Genomic DNA, 26,416 nt, shown 5'->3' with positions numbered 1-26,416 from the left:
CGAAAGCAGCCGCGAGGTTGGCGCAGGGCTCATGGGCCTCTTCGCCGGCGAGCCGGCTCCTACGGGGGGAGGTGTGTGGGTTCAGTGTTCGATGTGCTGCTCTTGGACCTTGCGCGCTCGGCGGCCATCGGTGGGCGACAGCTGGAGGAAGATCGCCGCCGCCAGCATCGCCATGATCCCTACCGTGAGGAAGGTCAGTTGGAAGGCGCCGAGTACGGTGTCCACTCCGTCATTGCCCACTTCAGCAGTAAAACCGCCCAGCAGCGCACCGGCACACGCCACCCCAAGGCTCAGGGACAGTTGCGCCACCACCGACAGCAGGCTGTTGCCGCTGCTGGCGGCGGCATCGTCGAGGTCGATCAGGGTCACGGTGTTCATCGCCGTGAACTGCAGCGAGTTGATCGCCCCCAGCACCGCCAGCATGCCCAGCAGCAGCGGGTAGGGCGTCTGTTCGCTGACCAGCCCCATGCTGGCCAGCATGATGCCCAGGGCCAGGGTGTTGCCGGTGAGCACGATGCGGTAGCCCAGGCGCTCGATCAGTGGCCGGGCGATGGATTTGGCCAGCATTGCCGCGGCCGCCAGGGGCAGCATGCTCATCCCCGCCTGGGACGGTGAATAGCCCAGGGCCACTTGCAGCAGCAGGGGCACCAGGAACGGCAGGGCGCCGCTGCCCAGGCGGGCGAACAGGTTACCCAGAATGCCCACGGCAAAGGTCCGCACCTTGAACAGTGACGGGGCGAACAGCGGGTTGTCGGTGTGCACGGCCCGCAGCCAGTAGGCCGCCAGGCAGGCCAGCCCGCCGAACAGCAGCAACATCACCCGCAAGTGCGGCAGGTGCAGTTCCCCCAGGCCTTCCATGGCGATGGTGATCAGCACCATCGCCGCGCCGAACAGCACAAAGCCCAGGCTGTCGAAGCGTGTGCGCTCGCTGCCGCGCAGGTCGGGAATGAAACGCCACACCGCATAGCAGCCAACGGCGCCTACCGGCAGGTTGATCAGGAAGATCCAGTGCCAGGTCAGGTACTGCACCATCCAGCCGCCCATGGTCGGGCCGATCAGCGGCCCCAGAAGCCCGGGAATGGTGATGAAGCCCATGATCCGCACCAGTTCCGAACGCGGGTAGGCACGCAGCACCACCAGCCGTCCCACCGGCAGCATCAGCGCACCGCCCAGGCCCTGGATCACCCGGGCGCCAATCAGCTGGGTCAGGGTGTTGGACAGGGCGCAGAGCAGGGAACCGATGCTGAACAGCAAGATGGCGCCGAAGAAGATCCGCTTGGTGCCGAAGCGGTCGGCGATCCAGCCCGAGGCCGGGATCAAGAGGGCCACAGTGAGCATGTAGGCGATGATCACCCCCTGCATGCGCAGCGGGTTTTCCGCCAGGTCCTGGGCCATGGCCGGCAGGGCGGTATTGAGGATGGTGCCGTCCAGGGACTGCATGAAGAAGGCGATGGCCACCACCCAGGGCAGCCAGCGGGCGGTGGTGGCATCGAGTGGCGCGCGTTCGGGCATGGGACCTCTGGGTGAGTTCAGGTTTGAGGGCGGTTTCTACAGGGTCAGGGTCAGGCGGCTGACCAGCGCTCCGGGCAAGTGCATCGAAGCGGTCTGGCGCTGACCGTAGGTACTGGCCGACAGCAGCAGCTCGCGTTGCTCGGTCAGGGCCTCCAGCTGCGAGCCCAGCAGGCTGTAGACGCTGTCATCGAAGCGCATGGTGCTCACCGGCGCCTGGATCTCGCCGTTCTCCACCCAGAAGGTGGCGAAGCGGGTCATGCCGGTCAGGCGCGCCGCCGGCAGGTCCGAGTAGTTCAGGTACCACAGGTTGCTGATGTACAGCCCGGTGCCCAGCTGCTTGAGGATCTCCTGCTGGGACAACTGCCCCGCGGCCATGTTCAGCGCGCTGGGGTACTCGCCGCTGCCGGCACCATTGGTGGTCAGGCCGTACTCGGCGGCGCTGCGGGAGTTGATCAGTTGGGCATTGGCGCTGCCCGCGGCGATCAGTGACAGGTCGCTGCGCGGGTAGCCTTCGTCGGAAAACGCCGGGCTCAGGGAACCGCTGACCTGTTCGTCGAGCGACACCAGCGGGTTCAGCGCGGCATCACCGGCATAGAGCTTCTGCAGCGGGCTGTGCTTGCTGGCGATCGACTGGGCCGAGAAGCCGCCCCAGGCCAGCATGCCCATGATCTCCTCCAGGGCCGCCGGCGCCAGGTAGGCCCGGTACTGCCCGGGCGCCAGGGTGCGCAGTGGCCGGCCAAGGAATTCCAGTTGTTCCCGGGCCTGCTGGAAGCGCAGGGCGAAGGCCTGGCTGTCCCAGGCGTGCCCGGCGTAGCTGGCCTTCACCGCCTCGCCGTTTTCGTGGAACAGGCTGAAATCGAAGTTGAAGCTGTTGGCCTGGTGCCAGCCGAAGGCCCCGCCGGAACTGGCGAAGCCACGGCTGATGGGGCCGGCAGCGTAGATGCCCACCAGGTCCAGGCCGGCGCCGGCGCGACCGATTTCTTCCACCACCTGCTCACTGCCGGGCAGCGGCTGGTCCTGCACGTGATGGCTTTGCCAATGGGTGTGGTTGAGCATCAGGTACGGGTCGGCCGGCAGCAGCGGCAGGGTCTCGCGCAGTTGTTGCAGGCCATCGGCCAGGCGCTGGCGATCCACCTCGGGGTCATTGCTCAGGGTGATGCTGAGGTCGGCGTGGCGGCCATTGTCGATCAGCTTGAAATGCACGCTGGCCTGTTGCACCTGCCCGGCCTGGCGCACCTTGGCGTGGTTGAAGCGAATGAACTCCGAGGCTTCGGCGGCGTAGCTCAGGGTGAACTGCTCGGTCTCGCGCAGCGCGTCTTTGAGCCACTGCACCAAGGCCTTGAATGGCTGGGCCTGATCGGCTGTCCTGGTCATCAGGCGTCTCCTCCAAATACATCAATCTTGCTGAATACGCAGGCCGGCGAAGCATGGCCGACGCGAATCACCTGGTTGGGCTCGCCCTTGCCGCAGTTGGGTGTGCCCAGCACCTGGAAGGTGCTGCGGTCGCCGACCGCGCTGAGGTTGCGCCAGAACTGCGCGGAAATCCCCCGGTAATTGGGGTTCTTGACCACGCCCCGGAGTTCGCCGTTCTCGATCAACTGGCCCCATTCGCAGCCGAACTGGAACTTGTTGCGCGCATCGTCGATGGACCAGGAACGGTTGGTGGACATCAGGATGCCGTGCTCGATGTGCCCGATCATTTGCTCCAGGGGCTGGTCGCCGGGCTCGATGTTGAGGTTGGCCATGCGGTCGATCGGTGCACGGTTCCAACTGCTGGCGCGGCTGTTGGCGACGCCGTCGAGGCCGCTGCGGTATTGCGACAGGGCGCTGCCCAGGGGGCGTACCAGCAGGCCCTCGCGAATCAGGAACTGCTTGCTGGCCGCGGTGCCGTCGTCGTCGTGACTGTAGCTGGCCAGTTCCTCGGGGATCTGCGGGTCGAAAGTCACGTTGAGCAGCGAGGAGCCGTATTGCAGGCTGCCGAAATCCTGCTGTTTGACGAAGCTGGTGCCGGCGTAATTGCGCTCGTCGCCGAGAATGCGGTCCAGCTCCAGGGGATGGCCGATGGATTCGTGGATCTGCAGCATCATCTGGTCCGGCATCAGCAGCAGGTCCCGCGGGCCCTGGGGGGTATTGGGCGCCAGCAGCAGTTGCAGGGCCTGGTCGGCGACCCGCGGCGCAGCCCCCAGCAGGCCACAGCGGCTGATCACATCGCCGGCGCCCTGCTGGCCGAAGTTCTCCCGGCCGAGGCTGCGGGTCTGGCTGTCGCTGCCGTCGTAGGCGGTCACGTCCAGGCCCGGGTAGACAAAACGCTGGGCCTGGCGCAGCTCGGCGCCGGCGCTGTTGAGGTAGATCTGTTCGACCTGGGTCACGCCGATGCCCACCTGCCAGTTCACCAGGCGTTCATCCTTGGGCACCGAGGCCGACTCATCGCCCAGCAGCTGATAGCAGTCGCTGAGGGAGGGGAAGGGCTGCTCCAGGTTGGGCGAGAAATAGTCCGCGCGGTGGCTGGAGACCGGTTGCTCACGCAGGTCCAGCAGGGCATGGGCGGCGATGACCCGGGCCTGCTGCTCGGCGCGGTCCAGGGCGGCCTGCAGGCCGCTTTGCGACAGGTCGTTGGTGGCGGCGTAGGCTTCCACGCCGCGCACCCGCACGGTCAGCATCGCCCCTTCGTCTCGGCCCAGGCTCGGCGGCTCGGCGACGTTCTTGCGCACCGACAGGTACTGGTCCGATTCGCGGACATAACGCAGGGAAAAGAATTCGGCGCCCGTGCGCAAGGCAGCGAAGCGCTGCTTGAGCTGGGGGTGAAAGTCGAACATGGAGGACCTCCTTGTGAGGCGCGATAGCGGGTCGACGCGTTTCGCCAGCAAACGGAACACCGCCCGGCGGTTCCTACAGGTATAGGTGCTGATGAGCGCGGGGGCGAAAGGGGATGTGCAAGTTGCAGAACTGTAGCCGCTGCCGAAGGCTGCGATCAAGGAAGTAGTTCTGAGGGAATAAAGGGAAGAGAAAAAGGGCACCGACCCTTGCGGTCGGCGCCCGTCAGGCTTACTGCGCGGCGGGAGTCACATCGCGCATCGGCTTGCCACGTACCGGGGCTTCACCGGCTACGTAGTAGGCCGCGGTGCTGCGTGGCAGTGGCTGGCGGCCACGGATCTTGTCGGCGATTTTCTCGGCCATCATGATCGTCGGCGCGTTGAGGTTGCCGGTGGTGATGATCGGCATGATCGAGGCATCCACCACGCGCAGGCCTTGCATGCCATGCACGCGACCCTGACCATCCACTACAGCCATGTCGTCGGTGCCCATCTTGCACGAGCAGGATGGGTGGAAGGCGGTCTCGGCGTGCTCGCGGACGAACTTGTCCAGTTGCTCGTCGGTCTGCACCTCGATGCCCGGGCTGATCTCGCGGCCGCGGAAAGGGTCCAGGGCCGGCTGCTGCATGATTTCACGGGTCAGGCGGATGCCGTCGCGGAATTCCTGCCAGTCCTGCTCGGTGGCCATGTAGTTGAAGAGGATGCTCGGGTGCTGGCGCGGGTCCTTGGACTTGAGCTGCACGCGGCCACGGCTCGGCGAGCGCATGGAGCCCATGTGCGCCTGGAAGCCGTGCTCTTTCACACCATTGCTGCCGTTGTAGTTAATCGCCACCGGCAGGAAGTGGTACTGGATGTTCGGCCATTCGAACTCTTCGCGGGTACGGATGAAACCGCCGGCTTCGAACTGGTTGCTGGCGCCGATGCCGGTGCCGTTGAACAGCCACTCGGCACCGATGGCCGGCTGGTTCCACCACAGCAGCGATGGATACAGCGACACCGGCTGGGTGCAGGCGTACTGCAGGTACAGTTCCAGGTGGTCCTGAAGGTTCTCGCCCACGCCCGGCAGGTCGTGAACCACCGGGATGTCCAGGCTTTCCAGGAGGGCGCGGGGGCCTACGCCGGAACGTTGCAGCAATTGCGGCGACGCGATGGCGCCGGAGCTGACGATGACTTCCTTGCGCGCACGGGCTTCCACGCGCTCTTCAGTGCTGCCTTGCAGGTAGCTCACGCCCACGGCGCGCTTGCCTTCGAAGAGGATCTTGTCGGTCAGGGCGTGGGTGACGATGGTCAGGGTCGAACGCTTTTTCGCGGTGTCCAGGTAACCGCGGGCGGTGCTGGCGCGACGACCTTTGGGGGTCACGGTGCGGTCCATCGGGCCGAAGCCTTCCTGCTGGTAGCCGTTCAGGTCTTCGGTACGCGGGTAACCGGCCTGCACGCCGGCTTCGACCATGGCGTGGAACAACGGGTTGTTGCCGGCCTTGGGCGTGGTCACGCTGACCGGGCCTTCGCCGCCGTGGTAGTCGTTGGGGCCGATGTCACGGGTTTCCGCCTTGCGGAAATACGGCAGGCAATCCAGGTAGGTCCAGTCTTCCAGGCCTGGCAGCTTGGCCCAGCCGTCGTAGTCCATGGCGTTGCCGCGGATGTAGCACATGCCGTTGATCAGCGACGAGCCGCCCAGGCCCTTGCCGCGACCGCACTCCATGCGACGACCGTTCATGTGTGGCTCTGGATCGGTCTCGTAGGCCCAGTTGTAGCGACGGCCTTGCAGTGGGAAGGCCAGTGCCGCCGGCATCTGGGTACGGAAGTCGAAACGGTAGTCCGGGCCACCGGCTTCCAGCAGCAGGACGGTGACGCCTTCGTCTTCAGTCAGACGGGTCGCCAGGGTGTTACCGGCCGAGCCGGCACCCACAATGATGTAATCGTATTCTTGGGCCATTGGAGCCTCCGTGGAGAGCTGCAAGCCTCAAGCTTCAAGCTGCAGGGAAGGCAGCGAAGCGGGCTTGGCATTGAATGGGGAGCAGGCGGCAAGCCAGGCTGTTGCCTGGGCCTGCCGCTTGTAGCTGACAGCTGCTTAGAACACCGAGGCGTAGTCGCCCAGCTCGACCTGCACCGACTTGATGCGGGTGAAGTTGTTCAGCGAGCTGATGCCGTTCTCACGGCCCACGCCCGACTGCTTGTAGCCGCCAACCGGCATCTTGGCGTCGGACTCGCCCCAGGCGTTGATCCAGCAGATACCGGCTTCGAGCTGATGAATCACGCGGTGAGCGCGGTTCAGATCCTTGGTGACCAGGCCGGCAGCCAGGCCGAAGTCGGTGTCGTTGGCGCGGCGGATCACTTCTTCTTCGGTTTCGTAGGTCAGGATCGCCATGACCGGGCCGAAGATTTCTTCACGGACGATGGTCATGTCGTCGGTGCAGTCGGTGAACACGGTCGGTGCAACGAAGGCGCCCTTGGCGAATTCGCCGTCGGTCAGGCGCTCGCCGCCGCACAGTACACGGGCACCTTCTTCTTTACCCTTGGCGATGTAGCCCAGCACGCTTTCCATGTGCGGGAAGCTGACCAGCGGGCCGAAGTTGGTGTTTTCGTCTTCCGGGTTGCCGATGCGGATGCGTGCAACGCGCTCGGCGATCTTGGCTTCGAAAGCGGCTTTCAGGTGGCTCGGCACGAACACGCGAGTGCCGTTGGTGCAGACCTGACCGGAGCTGTAGAAGTTGGCCATCATGGCGGTGTCGGCGGCGCGATCCAGGTCGGCGTCGTCGAAGATGATCAGTGGCGACTTGCCGCCCAGTTCCATGGTTACGTCTTTCAGCGAGGAGCTGGAAGCGCTGGCCATGACTTTCTTGCCAGTGTCGGTGCCGCCGGTGAAGGAGACCTTCTCGATGCGCGGGTGCTCGGTCAGCCAGGTGCCGACTTCGCGGCCGCTGCCGGTCAGGACGTTGAACACGCCATCCGGCAGGCCGGCTTCGGTGTAGATCTCGGCCAGTTTCAGGGTGGTCAGCGAGGTCACTTCGCTCGGCTTGAAGATCATCGCGTTACCGGCCGCCAGGGCTGGAGCGGATTTCCACAGGGCGATCTGGATCGGGTAGTTCCAGGCGCCGATGCCGGCGACCACGCCCAGGGGCTCGCGACGGGTGTAGACGAAGGAAGTGGTGCGCAGCGGGATCTGCTCGCCTTCGATGGCCGGTACCAGGCCTGCGTAGTATTCCAGCACGTCGGCGCCGGTGACGATGTCCACGTACTTGGTTTCGGAGAAGGCCTTGCCGGTGTCCAGGGTTTCCAGGGCGGCCAGTTCGTCGTTGCGCTCGCGGAGGATTTCCACGGCGCGACGCAGGATGCGCGAACGCTCCATGGCGGTCATGGCGGCCCAGATCTTCTGGCCTTTCTCGGCGCTGACCACGGCGCGTTCCACGTCTTCCTTGGTCGCACGCTGCACTTGTGCGAGAACTTCACCGTTGGCCGGGTTGATGGCATCGAAAGTGGCGTCGCTGCCGGCATCGGTGTAGCCGCCGTCGATGTAGAGTTTTTGCAGTTCGAAACGGGCCATAGTGTCCTCGCAAGTGCATTAAGTAGTGGGCTTGACCACCGGGCATGCCCCTAAGTTCGGGGCGCGCTGATCAGTGGCGGTTCAGGGGCCGAGCGTCTCTTTTGTGCTCTAGCGCTCCTGCTTAGCCAGTTGTAGATCCATGTATTCGTAAGCGATCCGTATCGCCTGGTCGGTGTCGAATGCATCACCCGACAAGGCACCACGCAGCCACAAACCGTCGATCAAGGCCGCCAGGCCGCGGGCTGCCTTGCGCGCATGGTAGAGCGGCAGGGCACGGCGGAACTGGCAACACAGGTTGGAATACAAGCGGTGGTCGTTGATCCGCTGCAACCTGTGCAAATCGGGCTGGTGCATGCTGGAAGCCCAGAAGGCCAACCAGGTTTTCATTGCCGGGCCGTTCACCTGGCTGGCATCGAAGTTGCCCTCGATGATCACTTTCAGATGAGCGCGCGGGCTGTCGTCCGTCAGGGCCTGGCGGCGTGCTCTGACGCCTTCGTTGAGCATGCTCATGATGTAACCCATCGTCGCTGCGATCAGGCCGTTCTTGTCCCGAAAGTAGTGACTGATGATGCCGTTCGAGACACCGGCCAAACGGGCGATCAGCGCAATGCTGGCGTCCCCCATTCCGACCTGATCGACCGCTTGCAGCGTGGCTTCGATCAATTGCTGGCGGCGTATGGGTTGCATACCGACCTTGGGCATCTGATACCTCTCCTTAGGCCTGTCGATTGGCGTATGACGCCCGTCGACTTGTGGGCCAGTCTATTTTGTTTTGATTGAACGTTCAATCAACAAAGAATAAGATCTGCGACAAATCGTCGCTGCCTGGGGAGTTTCTCCTGCTCGCAGATGGCGGAAAAACGACCTCCGAAAATGCCCGAAACTTACACGCGGCATAGCGTGGACCGGCAAGAGAGCACACGTGTTGAAGGGGCAGGACGCTCCGGGTTCCAGGCGACGAACTGCAGGTTCGTCACCGGCCCCGGATGCGGTTGCGCAACGCGGCTTTTGCGGTTTCGGGTGTTTTCGGGGTGTCTTTATAACACCCGATGATCGGCTGCCAACTAACCGATTGGTCGGGTGCCGTGTTGCCTTGTGTCCTTCTCTCGCACTGCCCGGAGCATCTGCGCAATGAGTTCTGCCTCTCTTATAAAGACCCCACCGGAGAAGGTGCGGGTCAACGGTTGGGTGTTCTACACCTCCACCGCGCTGATCCTGTTGTTGACCGCCATTCTGATCATCGCCCCGCAAGAGGCCGGCCGACTGCTGGGCATTGCCCAGGCCTGGTTGTCCCGCAGCTTCGGCTGGTACTACATGGTGGTGATCGCCGCTTACCTGGTGTTCGTGGTGGGCCTGGCGTTCTCCTCCTACGGCAAGCTCAAGCTGGGGACCAAGCAGGACACCCCGGACTTCAGCTACGGCGCCTGGGCGGGGATGCTGTTTTCCTCCGGCATCGGCATCTCGCTGCTGTACTTCGGTGCTTCCGAGCCCCTGGACCACTACTTCAACCCGCCGGAAGGCGTACCGGGCAGCAACCTGGCCGCACGCCAGGCGCTGCAGCTGACGTTCCTGCACTGGGGCCTGCACGGCTGGGCCATCTATGCCCTGGTGGGCCTGGCGGTGGCGTACTTCGCCTATCGGCATAACCAGCCACTGGCACTGCGTTCGGCGTTGTACCCGCTGGTGGGCGAGCGCTGGGTCAAGGGTGCGGCCGGCCACGCGGTGGACGGTTTCGGCATGTTCGTGACCCTGCTGGGCCTGGTGACCAACCTCGGGATTGGTTCGATGCAGGTGTCTTCCGGCCTGGAAAACCTGTTCGGCATGGAGCACAGCAACACCAACCTGCTGATCGTGATCATCGTCATGAGCACGGTGGCCACCATCGCCGCGGTGTCCGGCGTGGAAAACGGCATCCGCCGCCTGTCCAACCTGAACATCGTGCTGTTCAGCGGCCTGCTGATCTTCGTCCTGCTGTTTGGCCCGACCCTGCACCTGCTCAACGGCTTCGTGCAGAACATCGGCGACTACCTGAACGGTGTAGTGCTCAAGACCTTCGACCTCTATGTGTATGAGGGCGACAGCGCCAAGTCCGATCGCTGGCTGGGCCTGTGGACCCTGTTCTACTGGGCCTGGTGGATTTCCTGGGCGCCATTTGTAGGCATGTTCATCGCGCGTATTTCCCGTGGTCGCACCGTGCGTGAACTGGTGGCCGGCGTACTGTTGATTCCCCTGGGCTTCACCCTGGCCTGGCTGTCGATCTTCGGTAACTCGGCCCTGGATCTGGTGGTCAATCAGGGAGCCGTGGAGTTGGGCAAGACGGCGTTGGAACAGCCGTCCATGGCGATCTACCAACTGCTCGAGCACTACCCGGCCTCGAAGATTGTCATCGGTGTGTCGATCTTCGTCGGCTTCGTGCTGTTCCTGACCCCCGCCGACTCCGGGGCGGTGATGATGGCCAACCTTTCGTGCAAGGGCGGCAACGTCGACGAAGACGCCCCGCACTGGCTGCGGATCTTCTGGTCGGTGGTGATCACCCTGGTGACCATCGGCCTGCTGTTCGCCGGCAACTTCGAAGCCATGCAGACCATGGTGGTGCTGGCCGGCCTGCCGTTCTCGGTGGTGCTGATCTGCTTCATGTTCGGCTTGCACAAGGCCATGCGCCAGGACGTGCAGATCGAGCAGGAGCAGGCGCAACTGGCCGAGCGTGGCCGCCGCGGTTTCAGCGAGCGCCTGAGCCAGCTGGACCTGCAACCGACCCAGTCGGTGGTGCAGCGCTACATGGACAAGCACGTCAGCCCGGCCCTGCAGGAAGCGGCTGCGCAACTGCGCAACCTGAGCCTGGAAGTGCAGACCAACCTGGGCAAGTCGAAGAACCTGTTGGGCCTGCGCGTGGAAATGGATGAAGGCAATCCCTTCGTCTATGAAGTGAGCCTGGACGGCTACCTGGCGACGCCTAGCGAATCGACCCAGCCGGAAGGGGCCGACAGCGAAGTGCGCAGCCGTTTCTACCGCGCCGAGGTGTATCTGCACAACGGCAGCCAGGAATACGACTTGATGGGCTTCACCCAGGAGCAGATCACCCGGGATGTGCTCGATCAGTTCGAAAGCCATCGGCAGCTCCTTGGCCGTGTCTATAGCTGAGTGAAAACCGCCCCATCCTTGTAGGAGCCGGCTTGCCGGCGAAGGCGTCCTCAAGGGCGCTGCAAGGCTTCAGGGCCTGTTCGCTGGCAAGCCAGCTCCTACAGAAGGGGGTGGGTGGTTAAAGCAAAACGCCGCGATTGCTCGCGGCGTTTTTTGTGTCTGCTGCTTAACCCAGGTTCTTGCCGAGCAGCGCGTGGTAGAGCTCGCTGTCGCCAAGGATGCCCACCACTTTCTGGTTGTCGTGGAGCACCAGTTTGTTGCCGGTCTGGTAGCGGATCTGCAGGGCATCGCGCATGCCGATGCTGGAGTCCACCAGGGTCGGGCGTCGGCCCAGTTCTTCCACGGCTTGCCCCGGAACCCAGTTCTGCAGGTCCAGCTGCGAGCCGTTGCGGCGTGCGCCCTTGATGGTGTTGCCTTCGGCCAGGTCGAGCCAGGAATCGCCGCCCGGGTCCAGGCATACCGAGCCGTTGACCCGCTTGCAGTTGTCCAGGCTGCGCATCAGGCTGCGCCCGCACAGCACGTTCAGTGGGTTGGTGTGGGCAACGAAAGTCCGTACATAGTCGTCCGCCGGGTTGAGCACGATTTCTTCCGGGTTGCTGTACTGGATGATCCGTCCGTCTTTCATGATGGCGATGCGGCTGCCCAGCTTCAGGGCCTCATCCAGGTCGTGGCTGACGAAGACGATGGTCTTGCTCAGCTTGCGTTGCAGCTCCAGCAGTTCGTCCTGCAGGCCCTGGCGGATCAGCGGGTCGAGGGCCGAGAAGGGTTCGTCCATCAGCAGGATATCGGCGTCCATGGCCAGGGCACGGGCCAGGCCCACGCGCTGCTGCATGCCGCCGGAGAGTTCGTCGGGCTTCTTGTTGCGCCACTGGGTCAGGCCCACCAGCTCAAGCTTCTCGTCCACCAGCTTGCGTCGTTCCTTTTCCGGGCGGCCCTGCATCTCCAGGCCGAAGCTGATGTTTTCGCGCACGGTCAGCCAGGGCATCAGGGCGAACTTCTGGAACACCATGGCGATGCGCTTGGTGCGCATCATCTTCAGCTCGGCGGGGCTGCAGGAGGCGATGTCGATCTGCTTCCCTTCATGCTCGACGAACAGCTTGCCGCGGCTCACGGTGTTCAGGCCGTTGATGCAGCGCAGCAGGCTCGACTTGCCGGAACCGGAGAGGCCCATCAGCACGCAGATCTCGCCTTTCTCGATGTCCAGGCTGGCATTCTCGACGCCGACGATCTGCCCGGTCTTCTTCAGGATCTCGTTGCGGGTCATGCCCTGGTCCAGCAGCTTGAGGGGCTCGCGCGGGTCCTTGGAGAAAATCACGTCGACCTTGTCGAAGCGGATAATGCTCATGCGTCACCTCCTACTTTGGCTTCAGGTTGCTTGCAGATGCGGTCGAGCATGATCGCCAGCAGCACAATGGCCAGGCCGGCTTCGAAGCCCAGGGCGATATCCGCGGTATTGAGGGCGTTGACCACCGGCTTGCCCAGGCCATCGGCGCCCACCAGGGCGGCGATCACCACCATCGACAGCGACAGCATGATGCACTGGGTAATGCCGGCGGCGATGCTCGGCATGGCGTGGGGCAGTTCAATGCGCGACAACAACTGACGGCGCGAGCAGCCAAAGGCCTTGCCGGCGTCCATCAACTCTTGTGGAACATCGCGAATGCCCAGGTAGGTCAGGCGGATCGGCGCGGCGATGGCGAACACCACCGTGGAAATCAAGCCGGGTACCACCCCCAGGCCGAACAGGGTCAGGGTCGGGATCAGGTAGACGAAGGTGGGCACGGTCTGCATCAGGTCCAGCACCGGCCGCATCATGGTGTAGAACAGCGGCTTGTGCGCCGCGACTATGCCCAGCGGTACGCCGATGAGCACGCAGACCAGGGTGGCGAACAGCACCTGGGCCAGGGTTTCCATGGTTTCCTGCCAGTACCCCAGGTTGAGGATCAGCAGGAAGGACAGCACGACAAAGGCGGTCAGGCCCCATTTGCGCTGGATCAGGTGCGCCAGCAGGGCAATCAGGCCGATCAGGGCCAGGGGGTTGAACCAGGTCAGCGCGAACGTCACGCCGTGGATCATGGTTTCCAGGGTGGTAGCGATCGCGTCGAAGGTGCTGGCGCCGTGCTTCGTCAACCACTCGACGAAAGCTGCGATGTACTGGCCCAGGGGGATTTTCTGATCAGTGAGCATGGTATTGAACGTCCGCATGCAAGGGAAAAACAGCCCGGGCGGGCGAGCCCGCCCGGCGTAAGCGCACTACTTAATTTGAAGCTTGTGCAAGCTTGGCTTTCACGGCCTCCAGGCCAGGTTTACCGTCAATGGTGGTCACGCCGGCGAGCCAGGTATCGAGCACTTGAGGGTTCTGCTTCAGCCAGGCCTTGGCGGCCGCCTCAGGCTTCATCTTGTCGTCCAGCACGTTGCCCATCAGGGTGCTTTCCATGTTCAGGGTGAACGACAGGTTCTTCAGCAACTGGCCGACGTTGCTGCACTCTTCGGCATAGCCCTTGCGGGTGTTGGTGTAGATGGTGGCCTGGCCGAAGTTGGGGCCGAAGAACTCGTCGCCGCCGGTCAGGTACTTCATCTTGAAACGGGTGTTCATCGGGTGCGGTTCCCAGCCCAGGAACACCACCGCGGTGTCACGGCGCTGTGCGCGCTCGACCTGGGACAGCATGCCTGCCTCGCTGGATTCCACCACCTTGAAGCCGGCGTCCTTCAGGCCGAAGGCATTCTTGTCGATCATGGTCTGGATGGTGCGGTTGCCGTCGTTGCCCGGCTCGATGCCGTAGATCTTGCCGTCCAGTTCCTTCTTGAACTTGACGATGTCGGCGAAGTCCTTCAGGCCCTTGTCGTACAGCGACTCGGGCACCGCCAGGGTGTACTTGGCGTTTTCCAGGTTGGCCCGCAGGGTGGCCACGGTCCCGGCGTCGCGGTAGGGCTTGATGTCGTTTTCCATGGTCGGCATCCAGTTGCCGAGGAACACGTCCATGTTCTTGCCGTCGGCCAGGGACTTGTAGGTCACGGGCACGGAAATCATGGTGGTCTTGGTCTTGTAGCCCAGGGCGTTGAGCACGACGCTGGTGGTGGCGGTGGTCACGGTGATATCGGTCCAGCCGACATCGGAGAAGTTTACGGTGCTGCATTGTGCCGGTTCTGCGGCTTGTGCCAGAAGCGGCAGACTCAGCATGGCGGCCAACAACAACGACGGGGAACCTTTCATAGGGGGGACTCCTGGATGTTTTTTTGGCGGCGTTTGGACCGCGCTTATAAGTGTGGCGGTTGGTGTGTCGGGAACAGCTCTACCACCGTGCCTTGCAATCGAGTCGAGACTGATCATGTACCAGTGAAAATCTGTCGCCTACAGGGTGCGTCGTATCCAGTACAGGGAGGGTCGCATCCAGTGTCGGTGAGGTCGCTTACAGTGTTTTCGGGCGATTTTTCCTACAACTGAGCCGCAAAAAACGCCCAAAACCCCTGCGTTGCGCCTGGCGGCGTTAGTGGGCATGAGTGAGTCGGTGTCAGACGTCGCGGGCCTTGGCAAAAGCCTGATGATGCGCCCTTCTCGGCGGATTGCAGCTTGAGCGTAGCAGCTCCGTCAGAGGGCGTTTCCGGCGCCCGGACAGTGCTCAACCAGGAGTTACGCAGCAATGGCTATCAGTGTTTTCGACCTGTTCAAGATCGGCATCGGCCCCTCCAGTTCCCACACGGTCGGGCCCATGCGCGCAGCGGCTTTGTTCGTCCAGGTATTAAAGGAAAGGCAACTGCTGGAGCAGGTACGCCGGGTCGAGGTGCAGCTCTTCGGTTCGCTGTCCGCCACCGGCATCGGCCATGGCAGCGACAACGCGGTGATCATGGGCCTGATGGGGGAGTGGCCGGACGCGATCGACCCGTCGCTGATCGGCACGCGCATCGAGCTGCTGCGGGAAACCGACACCCTGTTGCTGGACGGGCGGCTGCCAGTGCCTTTCATCTGGGCCCGGGACATGCAGCTGGTGGACCGCAACCTGCCGTTCCACCCCAACGCCATGACCCTGGTGGCCGCGGGCGAAGAGGGTGAGCTGCACCGCGATACCTACTATTCGGTGGGCGGCGGTTTTGTCGTCGACCAGGCCCAGGCCGACAGCGGTGTGGCGGACCTGGACCGCAGCGAGCTGCCTTACGATTTTTCCAGTGCGGTGGAACTGCTGGGCCTGTGCCAGAAGCACAACCTGCGGGTCGCCGAACTGATGCTGGCCAACGAGAAGGTCTGGCGTTCGGAAGAGGAAATCCGCAGCGGTCTGATGGCGCTCTGGCGTGCCATGCAGGACTGCGTGGAACAGGGGCTCAAGCACGAGGGCATCCTGCCTGGCGGGCTCAATGTGCGTCGCCGCGCGGCCAAGTTGCACCGTAGCCTGCAGGAACTGAACAAGCCCAATGTGATCGGCTCCACCCTCAGCGCCATGGAGTGGGTCAACCTGTTTGCCCTGGCGGTGAACGAAGAGAACGCCGCCGGCGGACGCATGGTCACCGCCCCCACCAACGGCGCGGCGGGGATCATTCCGGCGGTGCTGCATTACTTCATGAAGTTCAGCGAAGACGTCACCGACGCCAACGTGGTGGATTTCTTTCTCGGCGCGGCGGCCATCGGCATCCTGTGCAAGAAGAACGCCTCCATCTCCGGTGCCGAAGTCGGCTGCCAGGGTGAAGTGGGTTCGGCCTGCGCCATGGCGGCGGCCGGGCTGGCGGAAATTCTCGGGGCGACCCCGGAGCAGTTGTGCAACGCCGCGGAGATCGGCCTGGAGCACAACCTCGGCCTGACCTGTGATCCGGTGGGCGGGCTGGTGCAGGTGCCGTGCATCGAGCGCAACGCGATTGCCGCGGTGAAGGCGATCAATGCCGCGCAAATGGCCTTGCGCGGCGATGGCCAGCATTTCATTTCCCTGGACCGGGTGATTCGCACCATGCGTGATACCGGCGCCGACATGCACGACAAATACAAGGAAACCTCCCGTGGCGGCCTGGCGGTCAGCGCCGTGGAGTGCTGAATGCCGGCGCGCACAAATCGCTCACATGCCCAGGGGCGCGCCACCTTTTAGCGCGTCGTGAATAGACAAGTCGCCAACCGGGCCGGGCAGCCCCCGTGCCCGTGGCCCGGTTGTGCTTTGAGTGACACTCGCCCGCCCCTGTGCGAAGTGCCTGCCGCGCAAGTGCTACCTAACTGCTCACAGCTCTCTGGGCCTGGCCACCGCACGCCGACGGCGGCGCTTCTTATCCGCACATTGACAAGGGCTATGTAGACACGTCGCGACGTCGTTTTCAGGAGTTATTGAATGCCCATTCAACTTTAGGCATGGCAATTGCTCTGTGAATATCAAGCCCGTCTCCCTTGAGGAACAGGGCACATAAAAAGAGCCTCCGCCTGAGGCCATCACCCGCTTTGTGTGAGGAGATATCGCGATGACGTCGTTCAACTCCGGGGCCCAACCCCAGAACCGTGCGCCTCAATCCATCGGCTTTCTGCTGCTGGACAATTTCACGCTGATTTCCCTGGCCTCCGCAGTCGAACCCCTGCGCATGGCCAACCAACTGTCCGGTCGCGAGCTGTATCGCTGGACCACCCTCAGCGTCGATGGTGGCCAGGTCTGGGCCAGTGACGGTCTGCAGATCACCCCCGATGCCGCGATGCACAAAGCTCCCAGCCTCGATACCGTGATTGTCTGCGGCGGTATCGGCATCCAGCGCACCGTCACCCGCGAACATGTGTCCTGGCTGCAGAGCCAGGCCCGCCAGTCGCGCCGTCTGGGTGCGGTGTGTACCGGCAGTTGGGCCCTGGCCTGCGCCGGCCTGCTGGACGGCTTCGATTGCAGCGTGCACTGGGAATGCCTGGCGTCGATGCAGGAAGCCTTTCCCCGGGTGGCCATGAGCACCCGCCTGTTCACCCTCGACCGCAACCGCTTCACCAGCTCCGGCGGCACCGCGCCGCTGGACATGATGCTGCACCTGATCAGCCGCGATCATGGCCGCGAGCTGTCGGCGGCGATCTCGGAAATGTTCGTCTACGAGCGCATCCGCAACGAGCAGGATCACCAGCGCGTACCCCTCAAGCACATGCTGGGCACCAACCAGCCCAAGCTGCAGGAAATCGTCGCCCTGATGGAAGCCAACCTCGAAGAGCCGATCGACCTCGACGAACTGGCGGTGTACGTCGCCGTGTCCCGGCGACAGCTGGAGCGGCTGTTCCAGAAGTACCTGCATTGCTCGCCGTCGCGCTACTACCTCAAGCTGCGGCTGATCCGCGCCCGGCAACTGCTCAAGCAGACTCCCATGTCGATCATCGAAGTGGCGTCGGTCTGTGGTTTTGTCTCCACGCCGCACTTCTCCAAGTGCTACCGCGAGTACTTCGGTATTCCACCGCGTGACGAGCGCATCGGTTCCAACACCACTCAGCAGGTGGCGATGATGCCGCTGCCGCAAGCCATGGTTTTGGCGCCGCTGTCCGGGCCATTGTCGGCCCTGAGCCAGGCACGCAACGAATCGACCTTCGCCAGCGTGCGCCTGTAGTCACAGGCGTTTCTTGAAATACACCACGCGCTCGGTTTCCTCGAAACCCAGCGCGTGGTGCAGATCCTGGCTGGCCAGGTTGTCGAGGCTGGTGTCCGAGGCCATTTCCACGCATCCCTGTTGTTGCCCCCAATAGGTGACCTGCTCGATCAGGCGCTGGGCTATGCCCTGGCGACGATGCCCGGGGGCCACATAGATGCCTTCAAGAAAGACCACGGGGGAGCTGTCGGTGCCGTTGACGTAGTCGTGGCGCAATGCAGCCTCGGCCAGGCCCACGGCCTCACCGTTCTCGGTGCAGGCCAGCCAGCAGCCATAGCGCTGGGGCTCGGCCAGAATCTGCTGGATTTCGGCCTGGTGTTCATCCTGCGGGCAATCGGGCCACAGGCCCTGGCGCAATTGCAGCCACCCGCCAGCGTTGGCGGATGAACCAGGTTCAATGGGGGTCATGAGCGGGCCTGTGGTTTGTGGAGGAAACCCACTTTAGCAACCCGCCCGGGCCCCGGGGGCGTTCACGCGCGTTTTTGCTGCTGGTACTCGGCCAGGGCCGGCAGTAGTTGGCGGTCGATGGCCTGGCGTACGGCAGGCAGGATGGTCGCATTGCCGGTGAGCATCTGCTCGACCATGCCCTTGAGCGCCTTGGCCCGCGCATCGCTCAAGCCCCTTACCGCACATTCGCAGGCCTGCTCGGCGCTGGCGCCTGCGGGCATTTCGAAACCCAGGGCCCGGAGTTGTCCCAGCAGGTCGTCCTGGTCAATCAGATCCGCGTGCATCATGACTCTTATCCTTGTTCAGGGAGCGTGGTCGTGAGCCGATTCTGGTAGGGCGTCCGGGTGGCGGCAAGGGCAGATTGTCGCGATGGCCCGTTTACCTATGAACAGGTCGTTTTCGGCTAAGTCGATGGCCATGGCCGGTTGCCACAGCGTTGGGAAAAGGCGGCGCAATCAAGTCTTGGGCGCTTGCTTGTGAGGCCTCGGGCTTGCCTGAAGGGGGGGTAATGAGCGCTCCTGCCGCGCAAAGACTCTCTGTGCAAGCGCTGGGTGTTCGGTAGGATGGCCGCCGAGTGGCAAACCATGGAGCTGGAGTGGATGAAAGTGATGTTCAGAATGGGGTTCGCCTGTTTGTTGTTGATGGTTTCCGGCGCCGCTCTGGCCGCTCCCGAGTGCGGCGATTTTCTGAAGGCCATGACCGATCCACCGAAGTCCCTGGAGTTTTTCCGTTGTGAGTCGAAGCCCCAGGATCAGGGCGCACCGCTGACTGCCAGTTACCGGGTCAAAGGTAAGGACGCCCATGAGGTAGAGCGCTATCTGCAGCGGGAGTTGGGGGGGCAGGAGGGGCTCAGGTTTGTCTGCTGCGGCTGGGAAACGAAGGGTTTCATTTCCTATAGGGATAGAAAGACCGGGCGTAATTACCAGATTGGCATGGGCTCTGAAGAGACGCCCTACAACCGGCGCCAGGATTGGCACAAGATCGGCTATTTCTATGTGACGGTGGTGCTGTATACCGAGGACATCTGAAGGCGTGGCAGTGGCCCTATTACCTATGAGCAGGTCGCTCTCGGCTAACTCGCGGGAAGGCAGAGTGGGCAGACTGAAACCAGCTCGCGTCGTGTCGGTTTGGTCACCTTCTCACCGCAGCTCCTCAGAAGTAGTCCCTGCCTCGATCCTGTCACGGCTTGATCGGGGCTTTTTTTTGCCTGTGGAAAGCTCTCCGGCAAGTTTCGCCGGCAAGCCGGCTCCTACAGGGGAGCCGGGGGCGGGAGGGGTGAGGATCAGCGCTGCAGCACCAGGATTCTGGAGAGCAGTTCGTCGCGGTCGATGTAGCAGCCCTGGAAGTGCCGGGCGCCGCTGGCCGGGTCGAAGGCGTTGCGCGCGTGCAGGGTGCGGCGGTTGTCGAAGCACCAGAGCTGGCCCGGATCAAGGCGGCGGATCACCCGGAACCTTGCTTCGCGGGTCAGGGCGATAAAGCGCCGGTAGGCGCGGTACAGCCGGGGCATCTGTTGTTCGGTGGTGTCGAAAGGACCGCGCAGGAAGTTGGCCATGCGAATTTCCGCCACTTCGCCCAAGGCATCCAGGGCGATGATCGGCGCCAGGCAGCGGTAGTCGCTGTGGCGGTCCTTGTTACGAAACTCGACGGGTATTTCACACAGCGCGCGGAAGGCGTCGGGGTCTTCGCGGCGCAAGGCATCGGCTATGGCAAAGCCGTCGACGAAAATGCTTTCGCCGCCTACCGCGTCATTCACCAGGCAATGCAGGAATTGCAGCCCCGGTTGCAGCTCGCGGGTCGGCAGGTCGCTGTGCAGCGGCAGATTGAAGGCGGTGTAGGCGTTGCTGTCGGCATCGGCCTTGGACTGCACGTTGAACAGCACGCCGAAATTGCTTTCGCGGATAAACGAAATACGCCGCGCAATCAGGGCCAGCGAGCCGGGTTCGGTGGGCGCGCCACGGACCTGGGTCAGCCCGGTATCGCGCAGGGCCAGCAGCCATTGCAGGAGCACCTGGGGGTCCTCCATCAGCGCCTGGTACTGGAACACGGGCAGTTGCAGGCTGGCGTCCCACAGCGAGTGCCGGGCCTTGGCGGCCTGCCGTTCTTCGCGCGACTGTCGATCATAGGCATGGGCCCGCAGCCAGCCGGGGTCGAAGCGGCTGCGGTGGCCGTCCGCCCAGTCGAGGTTCAGGCAGCCGTCGGCATCAATGCGTGCGGCGTTGCACTCGAGGTCTTCGGCAACATCGACGATTTCCAGCACCTGTTCGCGGGTCACGCTGTAGACGCATTGCGGGCAAGGGCAGTTGTCCCGCAGCCATTGATGGTGAAAAGGGCTGAGACGGCCGTCGGCCCAGTGCACCTGGAGCCGGTCCGGCAGGACCTGGACAGTGGCCAGTGCGCTGATCAACGGGTAACTGCGGTAGTCGGCAAGGGCGGCGGTGTTCACGGCGATCTCCTTTTCTTCTGAGGGCTATTTTGCCGCGGGCAGGGCGATCACCCGGCCGAGGCAGGCTGGGCGCGGTAGGTCCGCCTGCTCGGCGGCCAGGGTTTGCAGGCGTTGCAGCACCGGCTCGCTGAACGGCGCCGAACGCGGCCCGGCCAGGTCGACGTGGAGCAGCATTTGCTCGTTGCCTGCCAGCTCCCGGGGATCATCGAGTCTGTGCAGGCTGTGGTAGAGGTGCAGGCGCTTGCGATCGTGGCCGATGACCTGGGTGCGCACTTCGACCTCGGTGTCGAGCTTCACCTCATGCAGGTAGTTCAGGTGCAGTTCCAGGGTGAACAGCGAGTGGCCGCTGGCTTCGCGGTTGTCGCTGTCGAGCCCCAGGCGATCCATCAGGGCGTCAGTGGCATAGCTGAAGATCAGCAGGTAGAAGGCATCGCGCAGATGGCCGTTGTAATCGACCCAGTCGCTGATGATGCGGGTGCTGTAGGTGGTCAGGGCAGGCATAAGGTCACCGGATAACGGTAGGAGCCGGCTTGCCGGCGAAGGCGTCCGTTGGGTTTGCGCCTGGCTTGGCGGCCCGTTCGCCGGCAAGCCAGTTCCTACGGGGTTGGGTTAGTCGTGAAAGTGCATGCCGTGCTTGGCCTTGGTGGTTTTCACCGCCTCCAGCACCGCCAGCAGGCAGTCATCACGATAGCGCTCCAGGGCCGCAATGCTGTGGGTGCCCAGTTGCTCGGCGGTGCCTTCGACCACGTCGTCGATCAGCTTGTCGGTCAGATCCGGGGCCGGCAGGTAGGTCCAGGGCAGTTGCAGTGCCGGGCCGAACTGGGCCATGAAGTGGCGCATGCCGGCGTCGCCGCCCGCCAGGGTGTAGGTGAGGAAGGTGCCCATGAACGACCAGCGCAGGCCGGCGCCAAAGCGGATCGCATCGTCGATTTCCCCGGTGGTCGCCACGCCGTCGTTGACCAGGTGCAGGGCCTCGCGCCACAGCGCTTCGAGAAGACGGTCGGCGATGAACCCGGGTACTTCCTTGCGCACGTGAAGGGCGCGCATCCCCAGGGACTCATAGACCTTGATCGCGGCCTGGACCGCTTCGGGCGCGGTGCGCTTGCCGCCCACCACCTCCACCAGTGGCAGCAGGTACACCGGGTTGAACGGGTGGCCCACCACGCAGCGTTCCGGGTGGGTCGAGCCCTCGTAGAATTCGCTGGGCAAAAGGCCCGAGGTGCTGGAGCCGATCAGCGCCTCAGGCTTGGCCGCGGCGCTGATTCTGCTGTGCAGTTCCAGCTTGAGCTCCAGGCGTTCGGGAGCGCTTTCCTGGATGAAGTCGGCATCCTTCACGCATTCCTCGATGGTGTCGACGAAGCGCAGGCGCTGTTGTGATGCTCCGGGGGCCAGCCCTTGTTTTTCCAGCGCGCCCCAGGCGTTGGCGACGCGCTTGCGCAGGGCCGCTTCGGCGCCGGGCGCCGGGTCCCAGGCCACTACGTCGAGGCCGTGGGCCAGGGCTCGGGCCACCCAGCCGCTGCCGATCACGCCGCTGCCCAGGGCGGCGAAAGTTTTGATATCGGTAATAAAAGTCATCGCGTCTTCCTGGATAAAGAGTTCGTAGGAGCTGGCTTGCCAGCGAAGCTATTGGCGGCCTTGCGGGCCCCTTCGCCGGCACGCCGGCTGCTACGAGCTCGGATGTGACGGCCTCTTCGCGAGCAAGCTCGTTCCTACGGGGGGAGAGGTGGATTGGGGTCAGCCGCGTTGCTTCAGGCCCATCTTCTGGCGGCCTTCGGCCGGGGTCAGGACCCGGGCGCCGAGGCGGCTGAGGATTTCCGTGGCCCGTTCCACCAGTTGGCCGTTGGTGGCGAGCACGCCGCGATCCAGCCACAGGTTGTCTTCCAGGCCGACCCGCACGTTGCCCCCCAGCAGCATCGCTTGCGCAGCCATGGGCATCTGCATGCGGCCAATCCCGAAGCCGGCCCAGACCGCGTCCGCCGGCAGGTTGTCGACCATGGCCTTCATGGTGGTGGTGTCCGCCGGGGCGCCCCAGGGAATGCCCAGGCACAGCTGGAACAGCGGGTTGTCCAGCAGGCCTTCCTTGATCATCTGCTTGGCGAACCACAGGTGCCCGGTGTCGAAGATTTCCAGCTCGGCCTTCACTCCCAGCTCCTGGATACGCTTGGCGCCGGCCCGCAGTTGGGCCGGGGTGGAGACGTAGATGGTGTCGCCGTCGCCGAAGTTCAGGGTGCCGCAGTCCAGGGTGCAGATCTCCGGCAGCAGTTCCTCGACGTGGGCCAGGCGGGTCAAGGGGCCGACCAGGTCGGTGTTGGGGCCGAACTCCATGGGGTTCTCGCCGCCGCCGATCTCCAGGTCGCCGCCCATGCCGGCGGTGAGGTTGACGATGATGTCGATGTCGGCCTCGCGGATCCGCTCCATCACTTCGCGGTACAGCGCCACATCGCGGCTGAACTTGCCGGTGGCGGGGTCGCGCACATGGCAGTGCACCACGGTGGCGCCGGCCTTGGCGGCTTCTACGGCGGCCGCGGCGATCTGTTTCGGGGTGACCGGCACGTGCGGGCTCTTGGCGGTCGTGTCGCCAGCACCGGTGAGTGCGCAGGTGATGATGACGTCGTGGTTCATGGTGCGGTTCCTTACAGGCGTGTTTGCTGAGGGCGTGAGGTGGCCGTGCGCAGCCCTGGGCGGGCTGCGGGGCGGCAGTGGCGGTGGCTTATTTGCTGGTCAGTTGCAGGTGTTCGGCGGCCGGCTTGCCATCGAAGGTGGTGACCCCTTCCAGCCAGCGCTGCTGGTCCTGCGGGTGGTCCTTGAGCCATTGCCGCGCGGATTCCAGGGCATCCTTGTGATCCAGCAGCGGCTGCATCATGCGGCTCTCGTCTTCGGCGCTGAAGGTCAGGTTGGTCAACAGCCGGTGCACGTTCGGGCACTGCTCGGCGTAGTTAGGCGCGGTGACGGTCCACACCGTGGCCTGGCCTTCGTTGGGCCCCAGGGCGTTTTCGCTGCCGCTGAGGTAGGTCATCTTGAAGTTGACGTTCATCGGGTGCGGCGCCCAACCGAAGAACACGATGGCTTCGTTGCGTTTCACCGCCCGGGCCACCGCCGACAACATGCCCGCCTCACTGGACTCCACCAACTGGAACTTGCCCAGGCCGAACTGGTTCTTGGCGATCATTTCCTTGATCTGGGTATTGGCTCCCGAACCCGGTTCGATGCCGTAGATCTTGCCACCCAGTTCCTTCTGGAACCTGGCGATGTCGGCAAAGGTCTTCAGCCCCTTGTCCGCCAGGTAGGCCGGCACGGCCAGGGTGGCGCGGGCGTCCTTGAGGCTCGGTTCGGCCAGGACCTTGACCTGGTTGGCGTCGACGAAGGGGGTGATGGTCTGGGTCATCAGCGGGTTCCAGTAGCCCAGGAACAGGTCCAGGCGCTGGTCACGGATGCCGGCGAAGATGATCTGCTGGGAAGCACTGGTCTGCTTGGTCTTGTAGCCGAGGCCGTCGAGCAGGACCTGGGTCAGGGCGCTGGTGGCGATCACGTCGGTCCAGTTGACCACGCCCAGGCGCACGTTCTGGCAACTGGCGGCATCGGCGGCCAGGGCCCCGCTGCTCAGAAAAACGCTACCGCTAAGCGCAAGCACACAGCTGCTGATCAGTCGTTTCATGATGCTTTCCTCGGCAGGTCGTTATTGTCGGTCCCGGCGTCTTTGTGCGCAGGTGTTGCCAAGGTACGCAGGCGCCGCCGGTGGCAAGCGCACAGCGGCGACCGACTCTTGCACTGCAGCGACCTGCCCCCTTGTGGCACGGGGGCATTTGGCGTATCACAAGGCCCACGCTGGCCGTCACCGGAGTGTGTTGCATGTCCCAGGACTTCTATTTCCTGCTGATGCCGGGGTTTTCCGCCATCGGTTTCATCTCGGCCATCGAGCCGCTACGGGTGGCCAACCGCTTTCGTGGCGAGCTGTACCGCTGGCATGTGCTGAGCGCCGACGGCGGCGCGGTGCTGGCCAGCAATGGCATGTCGGTGAATGTCGATGCGGCCCTGGAGCCGCTGAAGAAAGGCGCAACCTTGTGGGTGGTGGCCGGTTTCGAGCCGCTGAAGTTTCTCACCCCGGCCCTGGAGCACTGGTTGCGGCGGCTGGAGGTGGAGGGCGTGACCCTGGGCGGGATCGACACCGGTAGCGTGATCCTTGCCGAGAGCGGTTTGCTGGAGGGGCACCGGGTGACTTTGCACTGGGAGGCCATCGAGGCCTTCAAGGAGTCCTACCCGCAACTGAGCGTGACCCAGGAGCTGTTCGAGATCGATCGACGGCGCATCACCTGTGCCGGCGGCACGGCGTCCATCGACATGATGCTCGACCTGATCGCCCAGGCCCACGGCCCGCAACTGGCGGTCCAGGTCAGCGAGCAGTTCGTGCTGGGGCGCATCCGCCCGCGCAAGGATCACCAGCGCATGGAAGTCGCCAGCCGCTACGGCATCAGCAACAAGAAGCTGGTGCAGGTGATCGGCGAAATGGAACAGCACAGCGAACCGCCCCTGAGTACCCTGGCCCTGGCCGAGTCGATCAAGGTCACCCGGCGCCAGCTGGAGCGCCTGTTCCGCCTGCACCTCAACGACACCCCGAGCAATTTCTACCTGGGCCTGCGCCTGGAGAAAGCCCGCAAACTGCTGCGCCAGACCGACATGAGCGTGCTGGAGGTGAGCATTGCCTGCGGGTTTGAATCGCCGTCCTACTTCACCCGCAGTTACCGCGCGCGTTTCGTGCGGTGCCCGCGGGAAGACCGGCGCCCGTCGGGCGGCGGCCGCGAGCTGGCTTGACTCGGGCTCGGTAGCGCCGGCCAGCCGGCTCCTAGGGTTACTTTTTCAGCAGGGTGGCGCAGGCGGCTTTGTAGGCTTCGTGCTGGTATTTGTTGAGGCTCGCGGCCAGAGCGAAGCCGTGCTTCTTGTACTGGGCGTTGATGGTCTGGGGCGACAGCAGGGTCACCTCGCAATTCTCCAGCAACTGAAACACGCCTTCGATCTTGAAGGTGGTGGGGCCGCCGGCGAACTCGCCTTTCTTGCTGCGCTTCTTGATGGCGATGCGGGTGATCCCGTGTTCGCGCACGAAGGCCCCGACCTGGCTGGCGAAGGCCTTGACGTTGGCGGCCTCGTCATCGTCTTCCAGGGCGATTTTCTTGGTGGCCAGCGGCTGGTGTTGCACCGCGCCGTCTTGCAGGGTGGCGAGGGCGAAGATGGCTTCGCTGCCTTTGATCTCGATACCGCAGATGCTCATGGGGAACCCTTTCAATCAGTGAGTGAGGCGCAGCTTACAGCTCCAGCTGGTCGGCGCGTATGCCGAAGGCGGCGGCGATCTTTTCCCGGGTGGCCCGGCGCGGCCGGGCGACGCTTTCCTGCTGGGCAAAGGCCGGCTGGGAGATCCCCAGGCGCCTGGCGACTTCGTCCTGGGTGAGGTGCAGGTGCTCGCGCCAGGCGCGGATCGGCGTGGCGCCGTCGACCATGCGGCTGACCACGTCATGGGGTATCAGATCGGCTTCCTTGTACTGCGCCATGTACTGCGCGTAGGGAATCACCACGAATGCCGGGCTGCCGTCCGGGCCGTGGATGATCTGGATGTCAGTAGGTACGTTCATCACGTTTCTTGACCTCTTGAACACTGACGATGTGTATGGCTCCGTCCCAGTCGAACAGGACCCGGTACTGCCCGACCCGAAGACGATAGGCATAAGTGTGGCCGGACAGGGCTTTGACGTTGCCACTGGCGGGCATGTCGGCCAGCAGGGCAATCGCATCGCGAACCTGGACCTGATGCTCGTGGTGCAGTCGCATCAACTGCTTGACCGCTTTTCTACTCCAGAGGATCTCGTTCATGGCGGACTATATAAGTCTTTTATAAGTAATGCGAATCCTTGCTTATATTTCCTGCCCGGCCAAGTGCAGAACCTTGTCCCTTTG

Annotated in this window: 24 protein-coding genes; 5 read left to right on the top strand and 19 right to left on the bottom strand. The window is 63.8% G+C overall.

The window, feature by feature from the left end; genetic code table 11:
- Positions 1-81: 81 nt before the first annotated feature.
- From mdtD to betI, 6 genes are all read right to left on the bottom strand, one after another.
- A complete protein-coding gene (mdtD, locus tag AC1RGE_RS22215; RefSeq protein ID WP_492585043.1) occupies positions 82-1,512 on the bottom strand; it encodes a multidrug transporter subunit MdtD in 1,431 nt (476 codons plus the stop codon).
- A gap of 36 nt (positions 1,513-1,548) precedes the next feature.
- The gene (locus AC1RGE_RS22210) at positions 1,549-2,886 is read right to left on the bottom strand and encodes a TldD/PmbA family protein (RefSeq protein WP_053154309.1); all 1,338 of its coding nucleotides are present in this window, start codon (positions 2,884-2,886) and stop codon (positions 1,549-1,551) included.
- Positions 2,886-4,328: a TldD/PmbA family protein gene (locus AC1RGE_RS22205; protein ID WP_019095264.1), complete on the bottom strand. Its 1,443-nt coding sequence runs from the start codon at positions 4,326-4,328 to the stop codon at positions 2,886-2,888. The genes AC1RGE_RS22210 and AC1RGE_RS22205 overlap by 1 nt, the downstream gene beginning before the upstream one ends.
- A 229-nt stretch (positions 4,329-4,557) precedes the next feature.
- Positions 4,558-6,261, bottom strand: a complete 1,704-nt coding sequence (betA, locus tag AC1RGE_RS22200) for a choline dehydrogenase (RefSeq protein ID WP_011063943.1) — start codon at positions 6,259-6,261, stop codon at positions 4,558-4,560.
- A gap of 135 nt (positions 6,262-6,396) precedes the next feature.
- Positions 6,397-7,869, bottom strand: a complete 1,473-nt coding sequence (gene betB / locus AC1RGE_RS22195; protein WP_011063942.1) for a betaine-aldehyde dehydrogenase — start codon at positions 7,867-7,869, stop codon at positions 6,397-6,399.
- 108 nt (positions 7,870-7,977) lie between these two features.
- Positions 7,978-8,571, bottom strand: a complete 594-nt coding sequence (gene betI / locus AC1RGE_RS22190) for a transcriptional regulator BetI (RefSeq protein WP_011063941.1) — start codon at positions 8,569-8,571, stop codon at positions 7,978-7,980.
- Positions 8,572-9,057: 486 nt separating this feature from the next.
- Between betI and AC1RGE_RS22185 the strand changes: the two genes are divergently transcribed.
- The gene (locus tag AC1RGE_RS22185; protein ID WP_225368821.1) at positions 9,058-11,010 is read left to right on the top strand and encodes a BCCT family transporter; all 1,953 of its coding nucleotides are present in this window, start codon (positions 9,058-9,060) and stop codon (positions 11,008-11,010) included.
- Between the two features lie 166 nt (positions 11,011-11,176).
- On the opposite strand, the gene choV is transcribed toward AC1RGE_RS22185, so the two are convergent.
- The 3 genes from choV to AC1RGE_RS22170 all read right to left on the bottom strand — a co-directional run bounded on the left by choV (position 11,177) and on the right by AC1RGE_RS22170 (position 14,224).
- Positions 11,177-12,355 carry a choline ABC transporter ATP-binding protein gene (gene choV / locus AC1RGE_RS22180; protein ID WP_011063939.1) on the bottom strand — a complete coding sequence of 393 codons (1,179 nt, stop codon included), beginning with the start codon at positions 12,353-12,355 and terminating at the stop codon, positions 11,177-11,179.
- Positions 12,352-13,197 (bottom strand): choline ABC transporter permease subunit, encoded by an 846-nt coding sequence (gene choW / locus AC1RGE_RS22175; RefSeq protein ID WP_019095263.1) that lies wholly within the window; start codon positions 13,195-13,197, stop codon positions 12,352-12,354. Before choW ends, choV begins: the two co-directional genes overlap by 4 nt.
- 70 nt (positions 13,198-13,267) lie before the next feature.
- Positions 13,268-14,224 carry a choline ABC transporter substrate-binding protein gene (locus AC1RGE_RS22170; RefSeq protein ID WP_011063937.1) on the bottom strand — a complete coding sequence of 319 codons (957 nt, stop codon included), beginning with the start codon at positions 14,222-14,224 and terminating at the stop codon, positions 13,268-13,270.
- Between the two features lie 427 nt (positions 14,225-14,651).
- Here AC1RGE_RS22170 and AC1RGE_RS22165 point away from each other — a divergent pair, with 427 nt between their 5' ends.
- Positions 14,652-16,028 (top strand): L-serine ammonia-lyase, encoded by a 1,377-nt coding sequence (locus AC1RGE_RS22165; RefSeq protein WP_011063936.1) that lies wholly within the window; start codon positions 14,652-14,654, stop codon positions 16,026-16,028.
- Positions 16,029-16,440: 412 nt separating this feature from the next.
- Entirely contained in the window at positions 16,441-17,544 is a 1,104-nt protein-coding gene (gene gbdR, locus AC1RGE_RS22160; protein ID WP_011063935.1) for a choline metabolism transcriptional regulator GbdR, read from the top strand.
- On the opposite strand, the gene aac(6') is transcribed toward gbdR, so the two are convergent.
- Together aac(6') and AC1RGE_RS22150 are read right to left on the bottom strand one after the other, a co-directional pair.
- Entirely contained in the window at positions 17,545-17,991 is a 447-nt protein-coding gene (aac(6'), locus tag AC1RGE_RS22155) for an aminoglycoside 6'-N-acetyltransferase (RefSeq protein WP_011063934.1), read from the bottom strand.
- A gap of 62 nt (positions 17,992-18,053) precedes the next feature.
- Positions 18,054-18,317 carry a hypothetical protein gene (locus tag AC1RGE_RS22150; RefSeq protein ID WP_015637320.1) on the bottom strand — a complete coding sequence of 88 codons (264 nt, stop codon included), beginning with the start codon at positions 18,315-18,317 and terminating at the stop codon, positions 18,054-18,056.
- A gap of 312 nt (positions 18,318-18,629) precedes the next feature.
- Between AC1RGE_RS22150 and AC1RGE_RS22145 the strand changes: the two genes are divergently transcribed.
- Positions 18,630-19,058: a DUF4952 domain-containing protein gene (locus tag AC1RGE_RS22145; RefSeq protein WP_492585041.1), complete on the top strand. Its 429-nt coding sequence runs from the start codon at positions 18,630-18,632 to the stop codon at positions 19,056-19,058.
- 254 nt (positions 19,059-19,312) lie between these two features.
- Here the strand turns inward: AC1RGE_RS22145 and AC1RGE_RS22140 are convergent, their stop codons facing one another.
- The 5 genes from AC1RGE_RS22140 to AC1RGE_RS22120 form a co-directional block, all read right to left on the bottom strand.
- Positions 19,313-20,473, bottom strand: coding sequence for a gamma-butyrobetaine dioxygenase (locus AC1RGE_RS22140; protein ID WP_492585039.1), 1,161 nt, complete (start codon positions 20,471-20,473; stop codon positions 19,313-19,315).
- Positions 20,474-20,497: 24 nt separating this feature from the next.
- Positions 20,498-20,974 carry a thioesterase family protein gene (locus AC1RGE_RS22135; RefSeq protein ID WP_103408019.1) on the bottom strand — a complete coding sequence of 159 codons (477 nt, stop codon included), beginning with the start codon at positions 20,972-20,974 and terminating at the stop codon, positions 20,498-20,500.
- 108 nt (positions 20,975-21,082) lie between these two features.
- A complete protein-coding gene (locus tag AC1RGE_RS22130) occupies positions 21,083-22,048 on the bottom strand; it encodes an L-carnitine dehydrogenase (RefSeq protein WP_011063929.1) in 966 nt (321 codons plus the stop codon).
- Positions 22,049-22,207: 159 nt separating this feature from the next.
- Complete coding sequence (gene cdhC / locus AC1RGE_RS22125; protein ID WP_011063928.1) at positions 22,208-23,095, bottom strand: 3-dehydrocarnitine:acetyl-CoA trimethylamine transferase CdhC; 888 nt, start codon at positions 23,093-23,095, stop codon at positions 22,208-22,210.
- Positions 23,096-23,183: 88 nt separating this feature from the next.
- Positions 23,184-24,128, bottom strand: coding sequence for a choline ABC transporter substrate-binding protein (locus tag AC1RGE_RS22120; RefSeq protein ID WP_011063927.1), 945 nt, complete (start codon positions 24,126-24,128; stop codon positions 23,184-23,186).
- A gap of 194 nt (positions 24,129-24,322) precedes the next feature.
- On the opposite strand from AC1RGE_RS22120, the gene AC1RGE_RS22115 reads away from it, so the two are divergent.
- Positions 24,323-25,282 carry a GlxA family transcriptional regulator gene (locus AC1RGE_RS22115; protein WP_015637314.1) on the top strand — a complete coding sequence of 320 codons (960 nt, stop codon included), beginning with the start codon at positions 24,323-24,325 and terminating at the stop codon, positions 25,280-25,282.
- Positions 25,283-25,319: 37 nt separating this feature from the next.
- Here AC1RGE_RS22115 and AC1RGE_RS22110 read toward each other — a convergent pair whose 3' ends face one another.
- The 3 genes from AC1RGE_RS22110 to AC1RGE_RS22100 are packed head-to-tail and all read right to left on the bottom strand — an operon-like array spanning position 25,320 to position 26,332.
- Positions 25,320-25,736 carry a DUF3010 family protein gene (locus AC1RGE_RS22110; protein WP_093405244.1) on the bottom strand — a complete coding sequence of 139 codons (417 nt, stop codon included), beginning with the start codon at positions 25,734-25,736 and terminating at the stop codon, positions 25,320-25,322.
- 34 nt (positions 25,737-25,770) lie between these two features.
- A complete protein-coding gene (locus AC1RGE_RS22105; RefSeq protein WP_015637312.1) occupies positions 25,771-26,094 on the bottom strand; it encodes a helix-turn-helix domain-containing protein in 324 nt (107 codons plus the stop codon).
- Positions 26,078-26,332: a type II toxin-antitoxin system RelE family toxin gene (locus AC1RGE_RS22100; protein WP_011063923.1), complete on the bottom strand. Its 255-nt coding sequence runs from the start codon at positions 26,330-26,332 to the stop codon at positions 26,078-26,080. The genes AC1RGE_RS22105 and AC1RGE_RS22100 overlap by 17 nt, the downstream gene beginning before the upstream one ends.
- Positions 26,333-26,416 lie beyond the last annotated feature (84 nt).

Source organism: Pseudomonas sp. GW823-FHT02C05 (assembly GCF_058797595.1).
This window is presented reverse-complemented; position numbering and strand designations above follow the sequence as displayed.